Origin of the sequence: Cryobacterium roopkundense, assembly GCF_014200405.1 — a bacterium.
In the GTDB taxonomy this organism is placed as follows: domain Bacteria; phylum Actinomycetota; class Actinomycetes; order Actinomycetales; family Microbacteriaceae; genus Cryobacterium; species Cryobacterium roopkundense.
In genome coordinates this window covers 4,374,286-4,389,825 of sequence record NZ_JACHBQ010000001.1, presented here as the reverse complement: position 1 = coordinate 4,389,825, position 15,540 = coordinate 4,374,286, and the positions used below count along the sequence as shown (strand labels likewise).

General features: G+C 66.0%; 16 protein-coding genes and 3 tRNA genes. 4 read left to right on the top strand and 15 right to left on the bottom strand.

What is annotated here, in order from left to right:
• Positions 1–51: 51 nt before the first annotated feature.
• The 12 genes from panC to tilS all read right to left on the bottom strand — a co-directional run bounded on the left by panC (position 52) and on the right by tilS (position 10,425).
• Positions 52–918, bottom strand: a complete 867-nt coding sequence (gene panC, locus BJ997_RS20450) for a pantoate--beta-alanine ligase (protein ID WP_035836003.1) — start codon at positions 916–918, stop codon at positions 52–54.
• 11 nt (positions 919–929) lie between these two features.
• Positions 930–1,724: a Rossmann-like and DUF2520 domain-containing protein gene (locus tag BJ997_RS20445; RefSeq protein WP_084141125.1), complete on the bottom strand. Its 795-nt coding sequence runs from the start codon at positions 1,722–1,724 to the stop codon at positions 930–932.
• Positions 1,725–1,737: 13 nt separating this feature from the next.
• Positions 1,738–3,414, bottom strand: a complete 1,677-nt coding sequence (locus BJ997_RS20440; protein WP_052542081.1) for a PH domain-containing protein — start codon at positions 3,412–3,414, stop codon at positions 1,738–1,740.
• Positions 3,411–3,950, bottom strand: coding sequence for a PH domain-containing protein (locus BJ997_RS20435; protein ID WP_152602119.1), 540 nt, complete (start codon positions 3,948–3,950; stop codon positions 3,411–3,413). Before BJ997_RS20435 ends, BJ997_RS20440 begins: the two co-directional genes overlap by 4 nt.
• On the bottom strand, positions 3,943–4,440 hold the full coding sequence (locus BJ997_RS20430; RefSeq protein ID WP_035835980.1) for a DUF3180 family protein: 498 nt from the start codon (positions 4,438–4,440) through the stop codon (positions 3,943–3,945). Before BJ997_RS20430 ends, BJ997_RS20435 begins: the two co-directional genes overlap by 8 nt.
• Positions 4,437–4,958 (bottom strand): 2-amino-4-hydroxy-6-hydroxymethyldihydropteridine diphosphokinase, encoded by a 522-nt coding sequence (gene folK / locus BJ997_RS20425; RefSeq protein WP_035835981.1) that lies wholly within the window; start codon positions 4,956–4,958, stop codon positions 4,437–4,439. Before folK ends, BJ997_RS20430 begins: the two co-directional genes overlap by 4 nt.
• The gene (gene folB / locus BJ997_RS20420; RefSeq protein WP_152602120.1) at positions 4,955–5,317 is read right to left on the bottom strand and encodes a dihydroneopterin aldolase; all 363 of its coding nucleotides are present in this window, start codon (positions 5,315–5,317) and stop codon (positions 4,955–4,957) included. The genes folK and folB overlap by 4 nt, the downstream gene beginning before the upstream one ends.
• Before the next feature lie 14 nt (positions 5,318–5,331).
• Positions 5,332–6,168, bottom strand: a complete 837-nt coding sequence (gene folP, locus BJ997_RS20415) for a dihydropteroate synthase (protein ID WP_035835984.1) — start codon at positions 6,166–6,168, stop codon at positions 5,332–5,334.
• Complete coding sequence (folE, locus tag BJ997_RS20410) at positions 6,165–6,734, bottom strand: GTP cyclohydrolase I FolE (RefSeq protein WP_035835985.1); 570 nt, start codon at positions 6,732–6,734, stop codon at positions 6,165–6,167. The genes folP and folE overlap by 4 nt, the downstream gene beginning before the upstream one ends.
• Positions 6,735–6,742: 8 nt before the next feature.
• Positions 6,743–8,755 (bottom strand): ATP-dependent zinc metalloprotease FtsH, encoded by a 2,013-nt coding sequence (ftsH, locus tag BJ997_RS20405; protein WP_035835986.1) that lies wholly within the window; start codon positions 8,753–8,755, stop codon positions 6,743–6,745.
• Between the two features lie 83 nt (positions 8,756–8,838).
• Positions 8,839–9,402, bottom strand: a complete 564-nt coding sequence (hpt, locus tag BJ997_RS20400) for a hypoxanthine phosphoribosyltransferase (protein ID WP_035835987.1) — start codon at positions 9,400–9,402, stop codon at positions 8,839–8,841.
• Positions 9,403–9,420: 18 nt separating this feature from the next.
• Complete coding sequence (tilS, locus tag BJ997_RS20395) at positions 9,421–10,425, bottom strand: tRNA lysidine(34) synthetase TilS (protein WP_035835988.1); 1,005 nt, start codon at positions 10,423–10,425, stop codon at positions 9,421–9,423.
• A gap of 45 nt (positions 10,426–10,470) precedes the next feature.
• On the opposite strand from tilS, the gene BJ997_RS20390 reads away from it, so the two are divergent.
• Positions 10,471–10,962, top strand: coding sequence for an inorganic diphosphatase (locus BJ997_RS20390; RefSeq protein ID WP_035835989.1), 492 nt, complete (start codon positions 10,471–10,473; stop codon positions 10,960–10,962).
• Positions 10,963–11,028: 66 nt separating this feature from the next.
• Here the strand turns inward: BJ997_RS20390 and BJ997_RS20385 are convergent, their stop codons facing one another.
• Entirely contained in the window at positions 11,029–12,399 is a 1,371-nt protein-coding gene (locus BJ997_RS20385) for a C40 family peptidase (RefSeq protein WP_035835990.1), read from the bottom strand.
• The gene (locus tag BJ997_RS20380; protein ID WP_236628869.1) at positions 12,392–13,792 is read right to left on the bottom strand and encodes a M23 family metallopeptidase; all 1,401 of its coding nucleotides are present in this window, start codon (positions 13,790–13,792) and stop codon (positions 12,392–12,394) included. Before BJ997_RS20380 ends, BJ997_RS20385 begins: the two co-directional genes overlap by 8 nt.
• Before the next feature lie 244 nt (positions 13,793–14,036).
• Here BJ997_RS20380 and BJ997_RS20375 point away from each other — a divergent pair.
• The 3 genes from BJ997_RS20375 to BJ997_RS20365 all read left to right on the top strand — a co-directional run bounded on the left by BJ997_RS20375 (position 14,037) and on the right by BJ997_RS20365 (position 14,384).
• Positions 14,037–14,109: transfer RNA gene (locus tag BJ997_RS20375), tRNA-Glu, on the top strand.
• Positions 14,110–14,173: 64 nt separating this feature from the next.
• A tRNA-Asp gene (locus tag BJ997_RS20370) sits at positions 14,174–14,247 on the top strand.
• A 64-nt stretch (positions 14,248–14,311) separates the two neighbouring features.
• Positions 14,312–14,384: transfer RNA gene (locus tag BJ997_RS20365), tRNA-Phe, on the top strand.
• A gap of 88 nt (positions 14,385–14,472) precedes the next feature.
• Here BJ997_RS20365 and BJ997_RS20360 read toward each other — a convergent pair.
• Entirely contained in the window at positions 14,473–15,492 is a 1,020-nt protein-coding gene (locus tag BJ997_RS20360) for a site-specific integrase (RefSeq protein WP_160175854.1), read from the bottom strand.
• Positions 15,493–15,540 lie beyond the last annotated feature (48 nt).

Genomic DNA, 15,540 nt, shown 5'->3' with positions numbered 1-15,540 from the left:
TCGGTCACGTACGGGGTGCGCGGTGCTGGATGCGCGGGGTGCTGCCGGCCGTCAGGCCAGGTCGAGTGAAAAGTTGTCGATGAGGCGGGTGGAGCCCACTATCGCGGCGACCAACATTCTGGCCGGCCCGCGGTAGTCGGGTTCCACCGAACGGTAGGTCTGAGGATGAACGACAACGAGATAGTCCAGTTTAACCAACGGCTGGGCGTCGATGATCGCATGCGCCGCGGCGAGGGCGGCTTGGGGCCCGTCTGCGGCGGCCAGCTGGGCCTTTGTCAGCCCGGCGTACAGCGCCGCGGCGGCCTCGAGCTCGGCCGGATCAAGGTTTCGATTGCGGCTCGAGAGGGCCAGCCCGCTTGTTTCGCGCACCGTGGGCACCACCTCGATGGCGACGCGCACGTTGAGGTCGGCCACCATGCTCTGCACGAGGAAGACCTGCTGCGCGTCTTTCTGACCGAATACAGCGGCATCCGGCATGACGATGTTGAGGAGTTTCGCGACGACAGTGAGCATGCCGTCGAAGTGTCCGGGACGGGCAGCTCCTTCGTACAGCGAGCCGACCGGCCCCGCGACGACGCGGGTGTCGTTGGTGCCGGCCGGGTACATTTCGCGGGCGCTCGGCGCGAACACGAACGGCACTCCCTCGGCGGCGAGCGCGTGAAGGTCGGCGTCGAGGGTGCGCGGGTAGCGGTCGAGGTCTTCGCCGACACCGAACTGCAGTGGGTTCACGAAGATGGAGACGAAGACGATGTCACCGAGCTGCTTGGCCCGGCGAATCAGAGCCATGTGCCCATCATGCAGTGCGCCCATGGTGGGTATGAGCACGACGCGGGTGTCACCGCCCACCATGGCAGCCCTGTCGCGGGTCTCACCCAGTCGGTTGCGCAGGTCGTCAATGGTGCCAATGACTTCTGGCATGGTGAGCACAGTCACTCGTCCTCCGGGTCTTGTTCGTTGAATCGTTCGCGCGGGCCGTCGTCAAGCCTGTCACGAAGAGTACGCTCCTGCAGACCGTCGAGTGCGGTCAGATCAAACGGTTCAGGGCTCAGACGGCCGAGCGCATTCTCCATGGCCGACCGCACGAGCGGGCCGATGACAGCACCTGGACTCTCGACGCCAATATCGGAGAGCAGACGGGTGGCTTGCTCCACGATCGATGTGGAGAACGCGGTCGCCGTCTCGACGGCCTCCGCGTAGCTCGCCCGGTCCCCTTCGGCCACGATGATCGGCTCCCCACCCATCTCCACGACGAGGGCCTGTCCGATCGGCAGAACCGGGGCCGGCGCGGTGACCGCGAAGTAGCTGTCTGTGAGTCGCGTGAGGTCGAGACTTGTTCCCGTGAAGGCCATCGCGGGGTGGATGGCGAGTGGGATCGCACCCCCGGCCAGGGCGGGGGCGAGAACGTCGATACCGTAGCGAGCTGACGTGTGCAGCACGAGCTGACCCGGCCGCCACGTTCTGGTGGCTGCGAGGCCGCTCACAAGGCCTTCGAGCTCGGTGTCGGGAACTGCGAGGATCACGAGTTCGCTGCGCTCGACGATCTGCGGAACGGTGAGAATGGGAACAAGGGGCAGGATGACTTCTGCCCGATCACGGCTCGCCTGCGAGATGGCGTTGATGCCCACGATGGCGTGTCCGGCGCCGGCGAGGGCGGCACCGAGGATCGGACCGACCCGACCAGCGCCGATGATTCCCACGCCGAGTCGTCCCGGTCGCTGCGTCACTGTAGTGCTCCTGTCATTGCGTCGGTCCTGTCGTGGGGGTGCTCGCGACGCTGGTGTCCAGGTCGGCAGACGAAATGGCCCCAGTGGATACCACGTCGAAGAGGCGCACAGCCTCGTCTCGGTGCATGTTGCTCACCGTCGCTGTGACCGGGCCGGCCACGGTGTGCAGGTGGGCATGGGCAAGCCCGAGTCGCCTCTGGATGGGGCCCTGCGAGATGCGCACGCTCTGCAGTCGGGCGAGCGGAACCAGGATGAGTTCGCGCGACACGACGCCTCGTCGGAGCAGGGCCACGTTGCCCCACATGGCGTATCCTGTGCGGCGCCAGGAGAACGGACGAAGCCAGCGGGCCGATCGAGGAGCGTTCGTGAACCCGTCGCTGCCGCCCCTGGAGAGCAGGCCGCGGGCGATGAGGTCGTGCTGCTGCTCGAAGCCGGGCACCAGCAGTTCCAGTACCCTGGCCACGTCCTCGAGGGTGCCGACGGGCAGTGTCAGGGTATTCGCCCCGCCCGCGGCGCCCTGGTTCGTTGACTGTCCGGCCTTGTTTATTTGAATCTGCCACCAGCCGAAGGGGCGCCACAACAGGGGCTGCGACACCCCAATGGCGTGAATGCGACCGGCGGGAAGGGTTTCGCTGCTCGTGGACAACAGGCCGAAGCCCACGCGCACGCCCTCAGGCGTTGCGGCGATGCTGTACCGCAGGGACTTGGTGAATCGCGAGAAGTAGTAGCCGACGCTGGCGATGATTCCCGGAAGAATGGCGAAGAGCAACCATTCACTGCTTCCCACCGCCACACTCACGATGAGACCGGTGACGGCGATCAGCAGGAAGACCGTGAAGCCGCTGAAGACGAGCGAGCCGATGAGGCGGCCAGGCGGGATGCGCACGACGGACTCGGGGGGCGCGGCGTCGGGGTCGAGTTCGGGGGCCATGAACTCGTTTACCCGAGTGTGCGCCAGCGCGCCGAGCGACGCTGCCCCGAAACCGGCGCCGGGCGCGTCGCCGGTTTCCGGGACGGGGCCAGCGGCATCCATTTCCGTGACGGCGGCCGGTGCGCTGTGCGGCGCTTGACGCAGTCCCGAGGCGAGGCGCAGAATGTCACGGCGCAGGCCGTCGGCGAGCGCGGAGCCCAGGTAGGCGAGCTGCACGTTGCCGTCCTGGCCCGCCACGCTCACCTCGAGCCTGGCGGCGCCGAACAGCCGGGGAATGAAGGGGCGCACCAGATTGACACCCTGCACACGGTCGAGGCGCGCCCGGCGGCTGCTGCGGAACACCACGCCGCTGCGAACCTCCACGACCTCGGCTGTCACCCGGAAGGTGTGCATGCGCCAAGAGAGCCAGAACACCACGAGAATGACGATGAGCACGGCCGCAACGCCCAGCAGCGCCCAACCGACGGCCCCCCGGTTCACGATCTCGTCGAGGGGGTCTCCCCCGTGGTGCGGCTCATTGAAGAAGAACTCCACGAGGCGTTCGCGCAGGTTGGCGATAACGAATCCGAGAACCGCAACGATGAAGATGCCGCCCCGGAGCAACGGGGTCGCCGGGTGCAGCCGGTGCCACTCGCCGTCCGTGATCGACGGAACAGCAAGCGGAACGGCAAGCTGCGCGGGCGAACCCTCGGGGTCGACAGGCGGGCTGGCGGGCGGGCCGGCAGGCGGATCGCCGGTGGGATCGACCGGGAGCGTCACAGCCCGGCCCGGCGGCTCTCGGCCAACTCGACCAGGCGGTCACGGAGGGCCTCTGCCACGGCTTCATCGAGCCCGGGGATCGCCACGCCCGACGTGGCGGCAGCGGTGACGAATTTCAAGTCGGCGAGTCCCAGCCATCGGGCCACCGGACCACGCGTGATGTCCACGAGCTGCATGCGGCCGTAGGGCACCGACACGAAGCGCTGGAACATGATGCCACGACGGAACAGCAGGTCGTCGGCGCGAAGCTGGTATCCGATCGACCGTACCCGGCGAGGTTCGATGATGACGCTGATGATCGTGAAGAGGGCGAAGGCCGCGCCGGCGTAGAGGGCCCAGCGAAAATCGGCGAGCAGCCAGAGCAGGGCCGCACCGCCGCAGACGACGAGGCCGAAGACGACCGTTCCGACGATTTCGACCACGACGTAGCGCGGCGCGACCCGCTGCCAGTCGCCGACTTCTGGCAGGTCGAGGCGGGCGGGCGGCTCGACAACGGAGTCAGCAGACGGCGGGGTGAACTCAGGAAGCTCAGACACGTGCGCCACCGGGAACGTCTCCGTTCGGTTTGTCGCCGGACTTGGTGGGGTCTTTGTCGGGAGGCAGGGTGCAGAAGTACTCCGCCAGGAGTCCGCCCACGAGCAGCAGCAGGGCACCTACGGCCGTGGCGATAGCGAGCCACAGCGAGGGCATCGCCGCCACGACGGTGCGCGTGAGAATGTACACGACGATTCCGAGGCCGGCTCCGAGAAGAAGCACCCCGCTCAGGCTCGATGCTTTCGAGAGAACGGCGACGCGCATGGCCCAGAACGGATCCATACGCCGCGCGCCCCGACGCCGGGTCGATCGACGCACGCGCCAGGCGAGCACGACCACGATGGCCGCCATCGCCACCAGGGTGAGCGGCAGGGTCACGGGCGGAACGATGATGGCCGAACCTGATGCCGCGGCACCGAGTTCGAGGAGAAACCCCAGCACGAGTCCGGCGAGGCCGAGGCCGATCAGGGGCGTGGCGTGAGTGCGCTTCATGACGCCCCTGTCTGGTCGGCCACCGGCATGACGGTGTTCCGAGTAGCGGCAAGCAGATCGCTGATGGGGCCGCGGCCGGGGATCACGGCGTCCGCGTCGATGCATAGCCAGGGCGCAAGCACGAAGTCGCGTTCCCAGGCGCGCGGGTGCGGAAGGGTGAGTAGGGCGTCGTCGATGTGCAGCGCGCCCACGGCGATGATATCGATATCGAGGGTGCGGTCGCCCCACCGCTGGGTCCGCACTCGCCCGTGTTGGGCCTCGATATGGTTCACGGCGGAGAGCAGGTCATGCGGTGATCCGGCGAAATTACCGGTCACCACCGAATTGAAATATCGGGGAGCGGCGTCATCGACCCCGTCGAGCTTCACTGCCGCCGATTCGAACGTCGGGGAGACTGCCTCAAGCTCAAAGCCGGGAACCGCGCACAGGTCGCGCACGGCGGCGGCGAGAGTCGCCGTGCGGTCGCCGAGGTTGCTGCCGAGGGCCAACACCACGTGAGCGCCGGTCGCCACGCTCATGCGCGCGTCCGCTCGATGCGCACCGCAACATCCGTGAACGGCACCTCGATGGGCGCCTGCGGCTTGTGCACCGTCACCTGCACACGGTCGGCGGCCTGATGCAGCAGCACAACGGCGGCGATCCGCTCGGCGACAGTCTCGATCAGGTCCACCGGGTTGCGCCGGGCGGCCTCGGTCACCTCGTTGGCAAGCTCGCCATAGTGGATCGTGGTCGCCACGTCGTCGCTCGCGGCCGCCCGGCGCAGGTCGAGCCACACCGTGACATCGATGATGAAGTCCTGGCCGTTTTCTCGTTCAAAGTCGTAGACGCCGTGGTGCGCGTTGACGCGCAGCCCGGTAAGGGTGATCGAGTCCGTCATGACTCCATTGTGGCTCATGAGCGGGACCGCGCCGAGTCGCCGATGGTCGAGTCGCGCCGGGCCTCGGCCACGCGTGCCAGAACGTTGAACGCGGTGCGGGTGGCCGACACGTCGTGCACGCGCACCGCCCACGCCCCCGCCTGTGCAGCGAGAACGCTGATCACGGCGGTCGGCAGGTCGCGGGAGAGAACGGATGCCTCCGCCGACAGCACCGCCGCCACGAACCGTTTGCGACTGGACCCCACCATCACGGGAAGCCCCAGGTCATCGAAGGCCGCCAGGTTCGCGAGCAGTTCCCAGTCGTGCTCCGCTTCCTTGGCAAAGCCGAGGCCCGGATCCAACACCACGTCACGCCGCTTCACACCCGCCGCCGTGAGAGCGGCCACCCGGGCAGCGAGCTCAGCGCGCACGTCGGCCACGACGTCGGTGTAATTCGCGTTCGAGCCCATCTCCTGGGCATGGCCTCGCCAGTGCATGGCCACGTAGGTACGCCCGCTGCGCGCGGCGACCCCGGCCATCAGTGGGTCGGCCAGTCCCCCGGACACGTCATTGATAATGCTTGCGCCTGCGGCCACTGCGGCCTCCGCCGTGCTCGCATTGAGGGTGTCCACGCTGATGCGCACTCCGTGGCGAGCGAGTTCCGTGATCACGGGGATCACGCGAGACCGTTCGTCGGCCGGGGTCACCCTGGTCGCTCCCGGCCGGGTGGATTCCCCGCCCACGTCCACCACGTCGGCACCCTGGGCGGCGAGGTGCAGGCCGTGCTCAATGGCGGCATCCGCTCCGGCCCACCGACCGCCATCGCTGAAGGAGTCGGGCGTGACGTTGAGCACGCCCATGATGAGAGTCACGAACCGGCCGCAATCAACGCGATGATTTCCGCCCGCGCCACCGGGTCGGAGAGAGTTCCTCGGCTGGCCATCGTCACGGTGGAGCTGCTCGCCTGGCGCGGCCCCCTGGTGCCGACGCAGCCGTGCACGGCGTCGAGAACCACGAGCACCCCGAGCGGGTTGAGGCCTTCCTGAAGGGCCTCCGCAATTTCTTCGGTCAAACGCTCCTGCAACTGCGGGCGCGCCGAAATGGTCTCAACCACGGCGGGCAGGCGGCCGAGGCCGACTACGCGCTTGTTCGGCAGGTAGGCCACGTGCGCAGTGCCAAGGAAGGGCAGTAGGTGATGCTCGCAGATCGATCGGAACGCCACGTCTCGCAGCAACACGAGTTCCCCGGTGTGCGGGCCCACCGGAATCGAGTCTCGCAGGTGATCGAGCGGATTCCGGTCTAGTCCGCCGAAGAACTCGGCGTAGGCATCCGCTACCCGCTTCGGCGTGGACTCCAGGCCCTCGCGGTCGGTGTCCTCGCCGATCGCCGCCAGAATCTCTGAAACAGCCGCCTCGATGCGCGCCCTGTCGACCCCCATGTCGCGACCTACGCGGTCGCTGGACGCGGGTTGCGGTTAGGCGAACGCTGGGGTGTGACCGTGGCTTCGTCACCGCTTGTCACTCCGCCGTCGACGACACCCTCATCGATCGGTGCTTTGGGAGCCGGCATCTCGATAGGCGGAACGTCGGAGACCGGTCGTTTGTCACTCGAGAGCCACTGCGGGCGCGGCGGCAGCTTTTCCACATTGGTGAAGAGATCGGCGAGAGCGTGCTGATCGAGGGTTTCGTGTTCGAGCAGGGCTGCGGCGAGTTCGTCGAGGATGATTCGGTTCTTGATCAGAACCTCGTATGCCTCGTCGTGGGCGTCTTCGAGCAGCTGGCGCACCTCGTTGTCGACGCGCTCGGCGAGACGCTCCGAGTAGTCGCGCTGGTGCCCCATGTCGCGGCCGAGGAAGACCTCGCCCGATCCCTGGCCGAGCTTGAGCGGGCCGACGGCGCTGCTCATTCCGAACTCGGTGACCATCTTGCGCGCCGTGGCGGTGGCCTTCTCGATGTCGTTGGATGCGCCTGTGGTGGGGTCGTGGAAGATGATCTCTTCCGCGACGCGACCGCCCATGGCGTAGGCGAGCTGGTCGAGCAGCTCGTTACGCGTCACGGAATAGCGGTCTTCCAGCGGCATGACCATCGTGTAGCCCAGGGCGCGGCCGCGCGGGAGGATCGTGATCTTGGTGACAGGGTCGGTGTTGCGCATGGCCGTGGCCACGAGAGCGTGCCCACCCTCGTGGTAGGCCGTGATGAGCTTTTCCTTGTCCCGCATCACGCGGGAGCGGCGCTGAGGGCCAGCCATCACTCTGTCGACGGCCTCGTCAAGGGCACGGTTGTCGATGAGCTGCGCGTTGGAACGCGCAGTGAGCAGCGCGGCCTCATTGAGCACGTTGGCGAGGTCGGCTCCAGTGAACCCGGGCGTCTTGCGGGCGAGCACCTCGAGGTCCACGCCGGGAGCCATCGGCTTGCCCTTGGAGTGCACCTCGAGGATGTGCTTGCGACCGAGCATGTCCGGCGCGTCGACGCCGATCTGCCGGTCGAACCGGCCCGGGCGAAGCAGCGCGGGGTCGAGGATGTCGGGGCGGTTGGTTGCGGCGATCAGAATGACGTTAGCCTTCACGTCGAAGCCGTCCATCTCGACCAGCAGCTGGTTGAGGGTCTGCTCGCGCTCGTCGTGGCCGCCGCCCATGCCGGCGCCACGGTGGCGCCCCACGGCATCGATCTCATCGATGAAGATGATGGCCGGGGCATTTTCCTTGGCCTGCTGGAACAGGTCGCGAACACGGCTGGCGCCCACACCCACGAACATTTCCACGAAGTCCGAACCTGAGATGGCATAGAACGGCACGCTCGCCTCGCCCGCAACGGCGCGGGCCAGCAGCGTTTTACCGGTTCCGGGAGGGCCGTAGAGCAGAACGCCCTTCGGTATTCGCGCGCCGACTGCCTGGAATTTGGCCGGTTCCTTGAGGAAGTCCTTGATTTCTTCGAGCTCTTCGATGGCCTCGTCTGAGCCGGCCACGTCAGCGAAGGTCACCTGAGGGCTTTCCTTCGACACGAGTTTGGCCTTCGACTTGCCGAACTGCATCACCTTGTTTCCGCCGCCCTGCATGCCAGAGAGCATGAGCCAGAAGAACGCGCCGATCAGCAGCACCGGCAGCAGGAACCCAAGCACCGACAGGAGCACGTTCGGCTGCGGCACCTCGTCGGTGAAGCCGTCCTTGGGATTGGCGGCATTCACCGCGTTGACGACTTCTTCGCCACGCTGGGACACGTAGTTGAACTGCACCTGGGTGCCGAGGTCACCCGCGGCATTAGAGAGCGTGAGGTCGACACGCTGTTCGCCGTCGACGATCTTGGCCTCGGACACCTGCCCGTTCTTGAGGAACTCCAACCCTTCCTGGGTGGTGACCTCACGAAATCCGGACATGGTGATGAGGCTGGATCCCACCCACACTGCGATGACGGCCAGCACGATGTAGAGAATAGGTCCGCGAAGAAGCTTCTTGACGTTCATGGTGCTCCTAAGCTAGCGTGCCGGCACTGGGGGAAGGGTGTGTGTTCGCCTAAAGAAGAATAGGGAACGGGTGTTCCCCTATTTCACACGCTGGTTGACGAATAGACGTGAGGGGCGAGCACGCCCACGGAACGCAGGTTACGGTACTTTTCGTCGTAGTCGAGTCCGTAGCCCACGACGAACTGGTTGGGGATGTCGAAGCCAGCGTATTTCACATCGATTTCGACCCTGGCGGCGTCGGGCTTGCGCAGCAGGGCGCAGATTTCAACGGATGCCGGTCCGCGGGAGTTCAGGTTGGCGATCAGCCACGACAGCGTCAGGCCGGAGTCGATGATGTCTTCCACGATCAACACGTGGCGGCCGGTCAGGTCGGTGTCGAGGTCTTTGAGAATACGCACGACGCCGCTCGATGTGGTGCCGGAGCCGTAGGAGCTCACTGCCATCCAGTCCATAGTGATGGGGTGATGCAGTTCGCGGGCCAGGTCTGCCATCACCATGACGGCGCCCTTGAGCACTCCCACGAGCAGCAGGTCTTTGCCCGCGTAGTCCGCCTCGATCTGGCGAGACATCTCGGCGAGTCTGGAGTGAATCTGCTCCTCGCTGATCAGAATTTCGGTGAGGTCGCCGTCAATGTCGCGAGGTTCCATGGGAGCGGGGCAGTCCTTTTACTCGAAAGCGTGTCCAAGATCGGCGAAAATCAACACGCCGTCCTGCCTGACAACTCTAACGCCTGGCAGGTGGAGAGCTTCCTGACCGTGCCAATCGGTGACCAGCCTGGCGACGGCGACAGTGTGCGTTCGTTCGAGGGTGGCGCCGAACTGTGCCTCGACACCGAAGCGGATGACGCGTTGCCGCACCGCGGCCGGCAGCGTCGCGAGTGTGTCAACGGCAATGCGCCCGTCCTCCCCTGTGCCCGTCCACGACGAGCCCAGCACCTCGCGGGCGAGGGCGTCGAGGGCGTCGGAATCTTCGCGCAGGGCGTCGGCAGTGCGAACGAGTGCCTCGCTGATGCCGGGTCCGAGTTCGTGTTCGAGTACCGGCAGCACGGTTTCGCGCACGCGCACGCGGGCGTAGGCCGGGTCGAGGTTCTGCGGGTCGTGCCAAGGCTCCAGGCCGCTGTCGGCGCAGAACTCACGGGTCTGGGCACGACGGATGCCGAGCAGGGGCCGCAGGTAGCGTCCGTTTCGGACGCTCATTCCGCGCAGGCTGGTGGGCCCCGATCCGCGGGCCAGGCCGAGAAGTACAGTCTCGGCCTGGTCATCGAGGGTATGTCCGAGCAGCACCGCGTCCGCGCCTGTCTCCGCGAGGGCGCGCTCGAACGCGGCATAGCGGGCAGCGCGGGCCGCCGCTTCAGGGCCGGAATCTGTGCCGACCTGCACACTGACCACCAGAACGGGCGCGAGGCCCAGCCGGCGAGCCTGGTCTCCGGCGGCAGCCGCGACATCCGCTGACCCGGTTTGGAGTCCATGGTCAACGATCACGGCACCGGCGCGCGCACCGAAACGCCGCGCTTCGAAAGCGGTCGCGGCGGCCAGCGCGAGGGAATCGGCTCCCCCGCTCAGCCCGACCAGCACGAAGGTCGACGCTGGGGCCACGGTGAAAACTGTGCGCACGGCCCGGCGCACGTCGGCGATGGACGGGGTCAGGCGTGGACGGCGTTCAGACTGCATCCAGTAACGTTAGCCGCAGACGTAGATCAAGGGAGAAACAAGGCAATGGCAGAATACGACGCAGTCATCGAAATCCCCCGCGGGAGCCGCAACAAGTATGAGGTCGATCACAAGACCGGTCGGGTGTACCTCGACCGGGTATTGTACACGAGCTTCATGTACCCCACCGACTACGGCTACTTCGAGAACACACTGGGCCTCGACGGCGATCCCGTCGACGTGCTCGTACTGCTCGACTACCCGTTGTTCCCCGGCGTCGGCGTATCCGTACGCCCCGTCGCCGTGTTCAACATGACCGACGATGGCGGCTCTGACGCCAAGGTCATCGGAGTTCCCGCCGGCGACCCGCGCTGGGATCACATTCAGGACCTGCTCGACATTCCCGAGTACACCCGCAAGGAAATCGAGCACTTCTTCGAGCACTACAAAGACCTTGAGCCCGGCAAATGGGTCAAGACTGAGGGCTGGGGCGACGCCGCCGAAGCCGACCAGATCGTGCGCGACGGCGTGGCGAAGCTCGCCGCAGAGGGCCACTAGCCCCCAGTACAAAACAGGCCCCCGAGCAGTGCTCCGGGGCCTGTTTTTGTGCCTACTGCCGGCGTGTTAGGACGAGGGTCGACCCACGTACGGCGACACGTCGCCGAAGCTCCAGATGCTGTGGATGCGCACCGGCGCGTTGGGGTTCGGGGCTTCCAGAATCTGCCCGCCGCCCATGTAGATAGCCACGTGGTAGTAGTCGCCGCGACCACCCCAGAACACGAGGTCGCCCACGGCCACCTGGGAGAAGGACACGAGCTTTCCCTGTGCAGCCATGGTGTTGTACTGGTTGGTGGCCGAGTGGGTGCCGATGTAGATTCCCGCGGCGGCGTACGCTGCCTTCGTGAGGCCCGAGCAGTCCCAGACGTTGGGCCCCGCGCCGCCGAGCACATAGCGGTCACCGAGCTGCGCGCGAGCGAAGTTCACGGCGGTGCTCACCGCGTTTGCGTTGGGGATCGGGGCGCTGCCGCCGGTCCCGGCGCCGGAGCTGCTGCCGCCCGAACTCGAGCCGCCCGAGCTGCTGCCTCCGCCCGACGCGGGCGGGGCAACTGGAGCCGGTGCCGCCGGTGCGGCGGGAGCCGCCGGTGCCTGGGCAGCGGCGGCCGCCGCGATGCGCGCGGCGTTGGCCTGTGCTGCGGCGAACGCCCTGGCCGAGGCTGCTGCGTCGAGCCCGGTTTGGTAGCTGCGCTCTTCCTCGGCCGTGGTGTCTTTGAGCATGGCCAGCTGCTCATAGAGTTCGCTCGACTTCTTCTGCTCCACGTCGTACGCCGTCTGCGTGGCGCTGGCCGCGCGGTTTGCCGCGTCGAAGGTGCTCTTGGATTCTTCGGTGAGGCGCTCGCGCTCATCGCTCGCGGCTGCCGCCTGCGCGCCGAGGGATTCCGCGGTGTTCTTGTCCTGCAGTGCCTCGCCATAGATGGCTTCGGACTGCTCGCTGAGTTTGCTCGCGGTGCCGAGCTGGTGCAGCAGGTCGTCGGCTGTATTGCCGTTCAGAAAGAGGTTGAGGGAGAGTCCGCCGGCACCGGCCTTGTTCAGGTGCGCCGCGATCAGGCCGGCGCGCATCTTGGAGGTTGCGGCCGTGGTCTGCGCGGTCGCCACTTGCTCGGTGAGCGCGGCCTCGCGCGTGGTTGCAGCGTCGAGCGCGTCCTGGGTCACGCGGTAGGCCTCCGCAGCAATCTGCGACGACGTGGCTGCGGCCTCGGCACTCGCCTGGAGGTCGGTCAGCAGACCGGAGATCTTCTCGATTTCGGTCTGTTTGGTGGCCTCATTCTGCTTGGCCTGCTGAACGTCGTCCCAGCTCGGGTACCCCGGGTCGGCGAACGCGACCGGCGCGCCCAGACCGACCGTTGCGCTGACGGCCCCCACCATTCCGATACCGACGGCGGAAAAGAGCCGGTTCGGCCGCAAACGTGCGCGCGGCCGGGTGTTGCTGTTAGCCAAGTGATGCTCCCCTGTCGGCCATGAACGGCACGGCGTTGATTCGGTTTCCGTTGACCCACACCTCGAAGTGCAAGTGGCAGGCGGTCGACGCGCCGGTACTGCCCGAGCTCGCGATGTTCTGACCGGCCGACACGCTCTGGCCGACGTTCACAAAGACACCGCCGTTACGGATGTGGGCATAGCCCGTGGAGACTCCGCCGCCGTGGTCGATCTTCACGAAGTTGCCGTAGGTGCCGAGCGAACCGGCCCACGTGACCCGCCCGGCGGCTGCCGCATAGAGCGGCGCGCTGCAGCCGGTGCCGAGGTCGGTGCCGTAGTGGTAACTTCCGCTGCAGACACCGTTGCCACAGTACGGAGTGCGCGGTCCGTAGCTTCCGGTGATGCGGCCGTTGGCTGGTCGCCCCCACCCCGACGAACTCGCCGAGCCCGCCGAAGAGCCGGCCGAGCTGCTGCCCCCGCTCGCTGCGGCAGCAGCGGCTGCTCGCGCCGCCTCTGCCGCACGAGCAGCAGCGGCAACCCGGGCGGCTTCCGCGGCGATGCGGGCGCGTTCGATCACGCCGGCCTCATAGGCCGCGGATGTCGTGGCCTCGGCATCCCGCATGAACGCGAGCTGCTGGTCGAGCTCGAGGCTCTTGGCCTGTGACTCCGCAAGGGCGGCCGCCGCGGCATCCGCTGCGTCCTGCGCGGCCTGGAGAGCAGCCTCGGCGGCGATACGAAGGGTCTCGCGTTCGGCCTGCGCGATCTTGGCTTGGTCCCCTAGCGCCTGGGCGCTGTTATTGGCGGCCTGGGCCACGTCGTAGATGTCGGTGCTGCGTTCCACGAGCTTGCTCATGTTGCCGAGCTTGGAGAGCAACTCGTCGGCCTGACCGCCGCCGTTGTCTCCGCCTTCGAGAAAGAGGTTGACGCTGAGGTCGGTTCCGCCGGTGCGGTAGAGCTGGGCAGCGAGCTGTCCGGCCTGGCGGGTGGCGGCATCCGCTGTGGACTTGCTGGCATCGGCCTGGGCCTGGAGCTCCGAGGCGCGGCGTGCGGCGTCGTCGAACTTCTGCTGCGCCTCTTCGAGGGCGGCACCACGGGCCTCAGCCTCGGCCTGAGTCTCATCGACCTGGGACTGGAGGCTCACGAGCAGTTCTTGGATTTTGGTGACCTGGGCAGCGGCCGCGGCCGTGTTCGACTTCGCGTTCTGCAGGTCCTGCCAGCTGGGGTAGTCAAGCGCCTGGGCCGCACCGACCGGGGTGAACAGGGTGACCAGCAACGCGAGGGCTGCGACACCGCTCGTGATCGACAGGGTTCGGCGCACGCGCGGAGCCTGAACGTCGCGGCCGGGAGTCTGGCGCAAGCGCCCCCAGGCGCCGCGAAGTTCGCGGCCGATCACAGTAGCCGTGCGATTCATCATTCCCCGATCGGGCACTCATCAGTCACATCTGTCACTGTGGTAACACTCTTTACAGTAACAAGACAGGGCAGTATTGCGCAGTCTTGGTGCTGAACCTAACCCGAAACACCCCCCAAACGGCGGTCATTCATGGGCGCGGTGCGAAGCCTGACCGTGTCATTTAAACAATCTTTGCACTCGATTTGAGCATTGGCACTTTTCTCCGTATGCTTATCCCTCGTCGGTCATGTTCATTATGACTAACGGCCCCATCGTTTAGTGGCCTAGGACGGCGCCCTTTCACGGCGTTAACACGGGTTCGAATCCCGTTGGGGTCACGTAAGTGAAGGCACAAAAAATAGAATAGTCTTACCAAGTACTCACTATCATTTACACCAGTGAGGCCCTGTAGCGCAGTTGGTTAGCGCGCCGCCCTGTCACGGCGGAGGTCGCCGGTTCAAGTCCGGTCAGGGTCGCAAAAGCAAGAACCCTTTCGCAAGAGAGGGTTTTTGTTTGAGAAGGCGCCGTTTCGGGCTTTCTGGCCCTGTAGCTCAGTTGGTAGAGCGTTCGACTGAAAATCGAAAGGTCACCGGATCGACGCCGGTCGGGGCCACCGTAATCCTCTTAGACCTCGTGTTTACGGGGATTTTTTCGTTTCTGCGGGAGTTTTCAGTCCGCCACCCCGCATAAACCCCGCACATTCAGATCAGGCCTTCGAGGCGCTGCCCCATCACTTCCGCAGCACGCTTAGATCCTTTGATTGTGTTCATGTAGACGTCTTGAGTCATGGACGGGTTCTCGTGACCGAGGTAGTCAGCGATCTCCGTAGCCGATAGCCCCGCCTTGTCGAGAATCGTCGCCACGGTCTTGCGAAACGAGTGCGTAGAAAGTTCCGGGTAGCCGAGCACGTCGCGCCGGTCACGAATCTCGCGCTGGGTGTTCGACGGATCACGTAGGCGCATCAGCGGCGTAGGGAAGAGAAGCGTCGTGAACTCTCCCAGGGCCTCATGACGACGGCGAAGCAAGTCCATCGTCTGCACTGGCAGGGGCGTAATGCGTGCTGATTTCTCGGTCTTAGGAAAGTCCTGACGCACGACACCCTTGCCCTTCACCCGAACGTTGATGGCCTCGACGGTGGCAGTGCCAGCTGGAAAGTCCACGGAGCCGATATCGAGGGCACAGACTTCGGCCACGCGCCAGCCTGACGAAAGCATGAACTCGATCAACTCGACCGTGTCCCAACGCATTAAGTCTGCGTCGGTCCGCGCATGGGCGAGAAAGACGGGCAGTTCGTCAAGCGGAATCGCTGCGCTGCCACGCTTCTTCCCCCGGCTTCGGGAGATTCTCTCGAGCTCACGGACGGGGTTCTTCTCTGTCGCGCCGTTGATGACGGCCAAGGCCATCATCCCGCTCAGTGTGGAGCGGCAGTTTTTCGCAGCGCCCGCTCCGCTTTCCTTCTCGATGCGGTTCAGGAACGGCTGGAGACGCTCAGGCTTGGCCTCGGCCACAGTGAGGTCCCCGATCTTCGGCACGATGTGGGCGGAAACTGCATAACCATAGGTCTCCAGCGTGCCCTCGGATCGCCCGACGTCACGCTTGGCGTCCAGAAACATCTGTGCCAGGACGCGCAGGGTTGTGGTCGGCTTCAACTCACCGCCCCGTTCCGCCTCTATGGTTGTTAGCGCCTGCTTCAGCGCGAAGGTCGCCTTGGCCCTCGTCAATCCGAACTTCTCAACTTGGCGCGCCCTCCCATCCGTGAACCGATAACG